This window comes from Lysobacter sp. 1R34A, from assembly GCF_051217035.1.
Classification (GTDB): Bacteria; Pseudomonadota; Gammaproteobacteria; order Xanthomonadales; family Xanthomonadaceae; genus Lysobacter.
In genome coordinates, this window is the sequence record NZ_JBPKJP010000155.1 from 1 (window position 1) to 6,455 (window position 6,455).

General features: G+C 67.4%; 6 protein-coding genes. 3 read left to right on the top strand and 3 right to left on the bottom strand.

Features of this window, described 5'->3' with window-relative positions; translation table 11 throughout:
- Positions 1 to 158: 158 nt before the first annotated feature.
- The gene (map, locus tag ACSAMQ_RS19575; RefSeq protein ID WP_435397263.1) at positions 159 to 935 is read right to left on the bottom strand and encodes a type I methionyl aminopeptidase; all 777 of its coding nucleotides are present in this window, start codon (positions 933 to 935) and stop codon (positions 159 to 161) included.
- Between the two features lie 715 nt (positions 936 to 1,650).
- On the opposite strand from map, the gene rpsB reads away from it, so the two are divergent.
- Together rpsB and tsf are read left to right on the top strand one after the other, a co-directional pair.
- Positions 1,651 to 2,493 (top strand): 30S ribosomal protein S2, encoded by an 843-nt coding sequence (gene rpsB / locus ACSAMQ_RS19580; RefSeq protein ID WP_435397264.1) that lies wholly within the window; start codon positions 1,651 to 1,653, stop codon positions 2,491 to 2,493.
- Between the two features lie 157 nt (positions 2,494 to 2,650).
- Positions 2,651 to 3,532 carry a translation elongation factor Ts gene (gene tsf / locus ACSAMQ_RS19585; protein WP_435397265.1) on the top strand — a complete coding sequence of 294 codons (882 nt, stop codon included), beginning with the start codon at positions 2,651 to 2,653 and terminating at the stop codon, positions 3,530 to 3,532.
- 419 nt (positions 3,533 to 3,951) lie between these two features.
- Here the strand turns inward: tsf and ACSAMQ_RS19590 are convergent, their stop codons facing one another.
- The gene (locus tag ACSAMQ_RS19590) at positions 3,952 to 4,179 is read right to left on the bottom strand and encodes a hypothetical protein (RefSeq protein WP_435397266.1); all 228 of its coding nucleotides are present in this window, start codon (positions 4,177 to 4,179) and stop codon (positions 3,952 to 3,954) included.
- Between the two features lie 206 nt (positions 4,180 to 4,385).
- Positions 4,386 to 5,078, bottom strand: coding sequence for an AIM24 family protein (locus ACSAMQ_RS19595; protein WP_435397267.1), 693 nt, complete (start codon positions 5,076 to 5,078; stop codon positions 4,386 to 4,388).
- Between the two features lie 329 nt (positions 5,079 to 5,407).
- Between ACSAMQ_RS19595 and pyrH the strand changes: the two genes are divergently transcribed.
- Positions 5,408 to 6,130, top strand: coding sequence for a UMP kinase (gene pyrH / locus ACSAMQ_RS19600; protein WP_408953238.1), 723 nt, complete (start codon positions 5,408 to 5,410; stop codon positions 6,128 to 6,130).
- The last annotated feature ends 325 nt before the right edge of the window (positions 6,131 to 6,455 follow it).

Sequence of the window (6,455 nt, forward strand, 5' to 3'; positions counted from 1 at the left end):
GTCGGGGGCGCTGTCGAAACGCTGGGCGAGCGCAGCATCGAGCGCGCTCAGCGCGGCGCGGATCGCGGCCGGGCTGCCGGCGGCGGGGGACGCCGCCTCGGGCGCCGCCGACCGATCGGCCAATCGTTCGTCAGGCCGATCGCCGGCGACGGGGCCGGTCATAGGTCGTTGTCGTCGCCCGGCACGCGGGTCAGGATTTCGACGCCGTCCTCGGTCACCGCGACGGTGTGTTCCCACTGCGCCGACAACTTGCGGTCCTTGGTCACCACGGTCCAGCCGTCCGGCAGGGTCTTATGGCGATAGGTGCCTTCGTTGATCATCGGCTCGATGGTGAAGGTCATGCCGGGCACGAGCTTGACGCCCTCGCCGGGACGGCCGTGGTGCAGTACCTGCGGGTCTTCGTGGTAGACCCGGCCGATGCCGTGGCCGCAGTAGTCGCGCACTACGCTGAAGCGCTCGGCCTCGGCGTAGGTCTGGATGGCGTGGCCGATGTCGCCAAGGGTCACGCCGGGCCGGACCAGGCGGATCCCGCGGAACATCGCTTCGCGGGTCACCTCGACCAGGCGCTTGGCCATGACCGAGGGCGTGCCGACGCAGTACATCCGGCTGGTGTCGCCGTGCCAGCCGTCCTTGATCACGGTGACGTCGATGTTGACGATGTCGCCGTCCTTGAGGATCTTGCTGTCGCTCGGGATGCCGTGGCAGATCACGTTGTTGACCGAGGTGCACACGGTCTTCGGAAAGCCCTTGTAGCCGACGTTGGCCGGAATCGCCTTCTGCACGTTGACGATGTGCTCGTTGCAGATGCGGTCCAGCTCGCCGGTGCTGACGCCCGGCTTCACGTACGGAGCGACGATCTGCAGCACCTCGGCGGCCAGGCGGCCGGCGATGCGCATCTTCTCGATGTCTTCGGGTGTCTTGATGGAAATAGCCATGCCGGCATTATCGCTTAATCGGGGCCGGCCATCACGCTCCGCGGCCGCCGCCGGCGCGATGCAGCGTGCCATCTCCGGCGCTGTCGCCGCATGGCCCAGAGAGTGGACCGCGCGGCCCAGGCGACACCGGAACTCGCGCGCGAAATAATCCCGAGACCGTGCGAGCGTCACGGCGCAGCCGCGATCGGCGCTTCTCGCGTCGCGGCCTCGGGGCTGATTCCCGATCCAGCCCGGATTCGACCGGCTCCACCCGGCTCAACTTGATCCGGCTCGAACTCGGCCTTGATCGGTGCCTGGGCCACTCGGCAGCCGATCTCAGGCCCGGACGAGACTACAGCCAACAGACAGGCTCCGCCCATCGGATCGGCCGCCGGCAGACCCGACGCCTCCTGGTCCGGCCCCCCGAAACCATCCGCACCGCCCCTCAACTTGCCCCAGAGCCCCGTCCCCGTTACACTTCCGCGGCTCTGCGACCGGACCGATCCGCTTCACCGGACCGAATCGCGCCGTCCACGTCGGACGTCACCGACGAATACACACCTGCCGCCAAAGCCCGTGCCGGGGTGCCTGGAAACCGATCGCAAGCTCGGCTCTCAGGTTCGGACACGGAAGCGACAGGGAGGCCCAACCCCGGAACCTTCGCTGCGGACCTGCGTCCGCGGCGAGCCGCCATCACTCAACCGGCGGTCGGTTCCCTGCCTTCGGAGTTATCGCAATGCCTCAGATCACCATGCGTCAGATGCTGGAAGCCGGCGTCCATTTCGGCCACCAGACGCGCTACTGGAATCCCAAGATGGGCCCGTACATCTTCGGCGCCCGCGGCAAGATCCACATCATCAACCTCGAGAAGACCGTTCCGCTGTTCAACGACGCGATGAACTTCATCTCGAGCATCGCCCAGAAGCGCGGCACCATCCTGTTCATCGGCACCAAGCGTTCGGCGCGCGATTCGATCAAGGAAGAAGCCCAGCGCTGCAACATGCCGTACATGACCCAGCGCTGGCTGGGCGGCACCCTGACCAACTTCCGCACCGTCAAGCAGTCGGTCTCGCGCCTGAAGGAACTGGAAGCCGGCGAAACCGACGGCACCTTCCAGAAGATGGTCAAGCACGAAGTGCTGGGCCTGCGCCGCGAGCGCGACAAGCTGGAAGCCTCGCTGGGCGGCATCAAGGACATGAACCGTCTGCCCGATGCGCTGTTCGTGATCGACATCGGCCATGAAGACATCGCGATCAAGGAAGCCAAGAAGCTCGGCATCCCGGTCATCGCCGTGGTCGACACCAACTACGATCCGGCCCTGGTCGACTACGCCATCCCGGGCAACGACGACGCCATCCGCGCCGTGCAGCTGTACGCCCGCGCCGCCGCCGACGCCGTGCTCGAAGGCAAGGCCGCCGCGCCGCAGGTCGGCGTGCGCGAGGAAGAGTTCGCCGAAGCCGGCGAAGAAGGCGCCGGCAAGGACGACCGCAAGTCCGCTCCGCGCGGCCGCGCGCCGGCCAAGAAGGGCCCGGCCCCGGCCGCCAAGAAGGCCGACGGCGAAGCGCCGGCTGCCGAGTAAGCGTCATGTAATGCAGCCGCGCCACACTGCGCGGCTGCACTTGCCCGTATCCGCTCCGGGTTGCAGCGGCGTAAGCCGCGACGAATCGCCGTACCGAGCGATGAGATGCGGCTTACGCCGCTGCTGCCCGGACTTTATCGAACACCGAGGTAACCCCATGGCTGAAATTTCCGCTTCCCTGGTCAAGGAACTCCGCGAGCGCACCGGCGCCGGCATGATGGAGTGCAAGAAGGCGCTCGTCGAAAACAACGGCGACATCGACGCCGCGGCCGAATGGCTGCGCAAGTCGGGCCTGGCCAAGGCCGACAAGAAGGCCGGCCGCGTCGCTGCCGAAGGCCGCATCGCGGTCGCCCAGGACGGCGGCAAGGCCGTGCTGGTCGAGATCAACTCTGAGACCGACTTCGTCGCCAAGGACGCCAACTTCCTGTCCTTCACCGAGACCGTGGCCCAGGCCGCGCTGAGCTCGGGCGCCGCCGACGCCGAGGCGCTGAAGGCGGTCAAGCTGGCTTCCGGCGAAACCGTCGAGGAAACCCGCGCCGCCGTCATCGCCAAGGTCGGCGAGAACCTGCAGGTGCGTCGCCTGATCCAGATCGACAGCGCCAACAACGTCGCGGCCTACGTCCACGGCGGCCGCATCGGCGTGCTGATCGAGCTCAAGGGCGGCGACGCCGAGCTGGCCCGCGGCCTGGCGATGCACGTCGCCGCGATGAACCCGCCGCACATCAAGGCCAGCGACGTCCCGGCCGAGTTCGTGGCGAAGGAAAAGGAAATCGAACTGGCCAAGATGTCCGACAAGGACAAGTCCAAGCCGGCCGACATCCTGGAGAAGATCATCGGCGGCAAGATCGCCAAGATCGTCAACGAGGTCACCCTGTACGGCCAGCCCTACGTGCTGAACACCGACCAGACCGTCGAGCAGGTGGTCAAGGCCGCCGGTGCCGACGTGGTCAGCATGCAGCGCATCGCGGTCGGCGAAGGCATCGAGAAGCAGGTCGACGACTTCGCCGCCGAAGTCATGAAGCAGGCCGGCCTGGCGTAAGCTGCCGTCGCTGCGACGCAGTACGAGAAAGGCCGCGGATTCCGCGGCCTTTTTCTTTGGGTTGAGCTCGGGACTCGGGACTCGGGACTCGGGACTCGGGACTCGGGACTCGGGATTCGGGATTCGGGATTCGGGATTCGGGATTCGGGATTCGGGAATCGAGAATCGAGAATCGAGAGCAGCGCAATCATCGCCCGCCATTCCCGCGAAGGCGGGCCTCGCTTTACTCCGGCGGAGCCGAATATCCAGGGCTTTCCAGCGCTCTCGCCCGCAAGCCCTGGGTTCCCGCCTGCGCGGGAACGACGTGCACACAGGGCGGGTCGCCGATCGCTTCCATGCAACAAAAAAGGCCGCGGGATCCGCGGCCTCTCTTTAGCGGCCGTATCCGCGGCCAGCGCGGATGCGGCGATCCCCTCGCCTCACTCGATCGGCGGGCAGGACTCGGCGTAGTGGGAACTTTGCGAGATCACCACCCATTGACCGCCGGTGTAGCGGTATTTGGTCAGCACGATCTCGTAGGCCCAGCCCCGGTCTTCGCAGGTGGTCTCGGTACGGAACGAACCTTCGGCCGGATCGGCCTGGGCCACCGGCAGGAACAGCAACAGGCCCGACAGGCCCAACGCGCACACCGCATTGCGAAACGTCATGGCAACCCCTCCTGGGTCAGGCGAACCGATTCGCCGCATCGATCATAGTCCGGCCGCGTCCGCGACCCTGCGACAGTTGCCCGATTCTCCCGGCCCCAACACGACATGCCTCGAGGCGACATGCCCCAACGCGACACGGCCGCGATCCCTCGCGGCCGTGCGCTGGCGTGACATCGGCGGTCGCGGCGCAGGGGCGCCGCGGCGGCTCAACCGGCCTGCTGGAAGTACACCTCTTCGTACGGCTGCACCACCACCCAGCCGGTGCCGGCGAATTTGAGCTGCACGCTCTCGCCCGAGCCGCGGCCGAACAGCGTGCCCAGGGAGATGTCGGTGACGATGTCCGGGCTGAGGCCGCCGGACCAGGCGACGGTCGCGTTCGGGTCGGTGAACACCGACTGGTCCGGGGTCACCGCCAGGGTCAGCGGCTCGTAGTGCGAGGTGATCGCGACCACGCCGCTGCCGCTGAGTTTGATGTTGAACAGGCCGCCGGACATCATCCCCGAGACCTTGCGCATCATCTTGATGTCGGCGGCGATGCCGTCCTCGTAGGCGAGCACGTCGTTGCCGTTGACGTAGATCGATTCGCCGCCCAGGCGCAGCAGGGTGATCTTCTTGCCGGCGTCGGCGATGTAGACCCGGCCCTTGCCTTCCATCTTCATCAGCTGGGTGCCTTCGCCGCTGATCGCCTTCTTCAGCAGGTTGCCCAGGCCCTGCTCCAGCACGCCCTGGCGCACGAACTTGACGCCGCCGCGGTACGCCACCATCGAGCCGGCCTTGGCCCAGACCCGCCCGTCGAGCTTGACCTCGAGCAGGTGCGAGCTTTCCAGCTCGAACACTTCCTGGCTGAGGTCCTTCTGCTTCGAGGCTTCGACGAATTCGTTGAGGTTCTTAATCGACACTTCCATCTCCTTGGGTGGTGCGCGGCGCATGCCGGGGCGGCGCCTGCGCGATGCGGCGGCCCCGCCACGGGGCCGGCGGCGCGATCATACGGGATCGCCGCGGCAGGTCGATGGCGAAGCCGGTCGCGATCGGCGCGCGACGGCGGTCGCAAGCGATCCGGACCGCCGGCGCGGTCGACGACGGCGGGCCCGGCCCGCCCGGCCGCCGGATTCGGACCCGCCCGAGCTCCTTTCGGCTTCCTCGCGGTGTTCCCGCTCGATTCCGCACGCCGCAGCATGGAGGGCTTGGGCTACAATTCCGCCGCCCGTCGCTCCCCCGAGAACGCCCCATGTCCCAGCTCGCCTATCGCCGTGTCTTGTTGAAACTTTCCGGCGAGGCGTTGATGGGGGACGAGGACTACGGCATCGACCCCAAGGTCATCGGCCGCCTCGCCCGTGAGGTGATCGAAGTCCAGCAGGCCGGCGCGGAAATCGCCCTGGTGATCGGTGGCGGCAACATCTTCCGCGGCGCCGGCCTCGCCGCCGGCGGCATGGACCGGGTGACCGGAGACCAGATGGGCATGCTCGCCACCGTCATCAACGCCCTGGCGATGCAGGATTCGCTCGAGAAGCTCGGCGCCAAGGTGCGGGTGATGAGCGCGATCAAGATCAACGACGTGTGCGAGGACTACATCCGCCGCCGCGCCATCCGCCACCTGGAGAAAGGCCGCCTGGCGATCTTCGCCGCCGGCGTCGGCAGCCCGTTCTTCACCACCGACTCCGGCGCCGCCCTGCGCGCGATCGAGATCGGCGCCGACCTGTTGCTGAAGGCGACCAAGGTCGACGGCGTGTACGACAAGGACCCGAAGAAGCACAGCGACGCCGTGCGCTTCGACAAGCTGACCTACGACGACGTCATCACCCGCGACCTGCAGGTCATGGACACCGCGGCGTTCGCGCTGTGCCGCGACAGCGAGCTGCCGCTGCGCATCTTCGACATGGGCCAGCCCGGCGTGCTGCTGAAGATCCTGCGCGGCGAGAACATCGGCACTCTGGTCAAGGGCCGCAACTAACCCGCACGGAGTCGCCGCATCGACCGCAACGCCGCAACGGCTACGCTTAGGCGGCCGTTCTCATATCCCGCGGCCGTTCTCATATCTCCCGCGGCCGGTTCTCATATTCCCGCGGCCGTTCTCATAATTAATCGCGGCCGTTCCTGCATTTAACCGCGGCCATTGCGTTCCAGGCGGCCATTTGTGCGTGCTGGCGGCCGTGGCGTTCGCCGGTCAACGACGGCTCGAACGCGACTGCGGATCAGCCTTCCTCGCCGAGCTCCCGAGTGGCGTCGGCGGCCTCGCGCGCGGCCTCGGCGGCGGCGCGGGTCGCCTCGGCGGCATC

Coding starts and splice junctions, on each gene's coding strand:
- pyrH (WP_408953238.1), top strand. CDS start 5,408: ATGTCCCAGCTCGCCTATCGCCGTGTCTTGTTGAAACTTTCCGGCGAG.
- tsf (WP_435397265.1), top strand. CDS start 2,651: ATGGCTGAAATTTCCGCTTCCCTGGTCAAGGAACTCCGCGAGCGCACC.
- ACSAMQ_RS19590 (WP_435397266.1), bottom strand. CDS start 4,179: ATGACGTTTCGCAATGCGGTGTGCGCGTTGGGCCTGTCGGGCCTGTTG.
- rpsB (WP_435397264.1), top strand. CDS start 1,651: ATGCCTCAGATCACCATGCGTCAGATGCTGGAAGCCGGCGTCCATTTC.
- map (WP_435397263.1), bottom strand. CDS start 935: ATGGCTATTTCCATCAAGACACCCGAAGACATCGAGAAGATGCGCATC.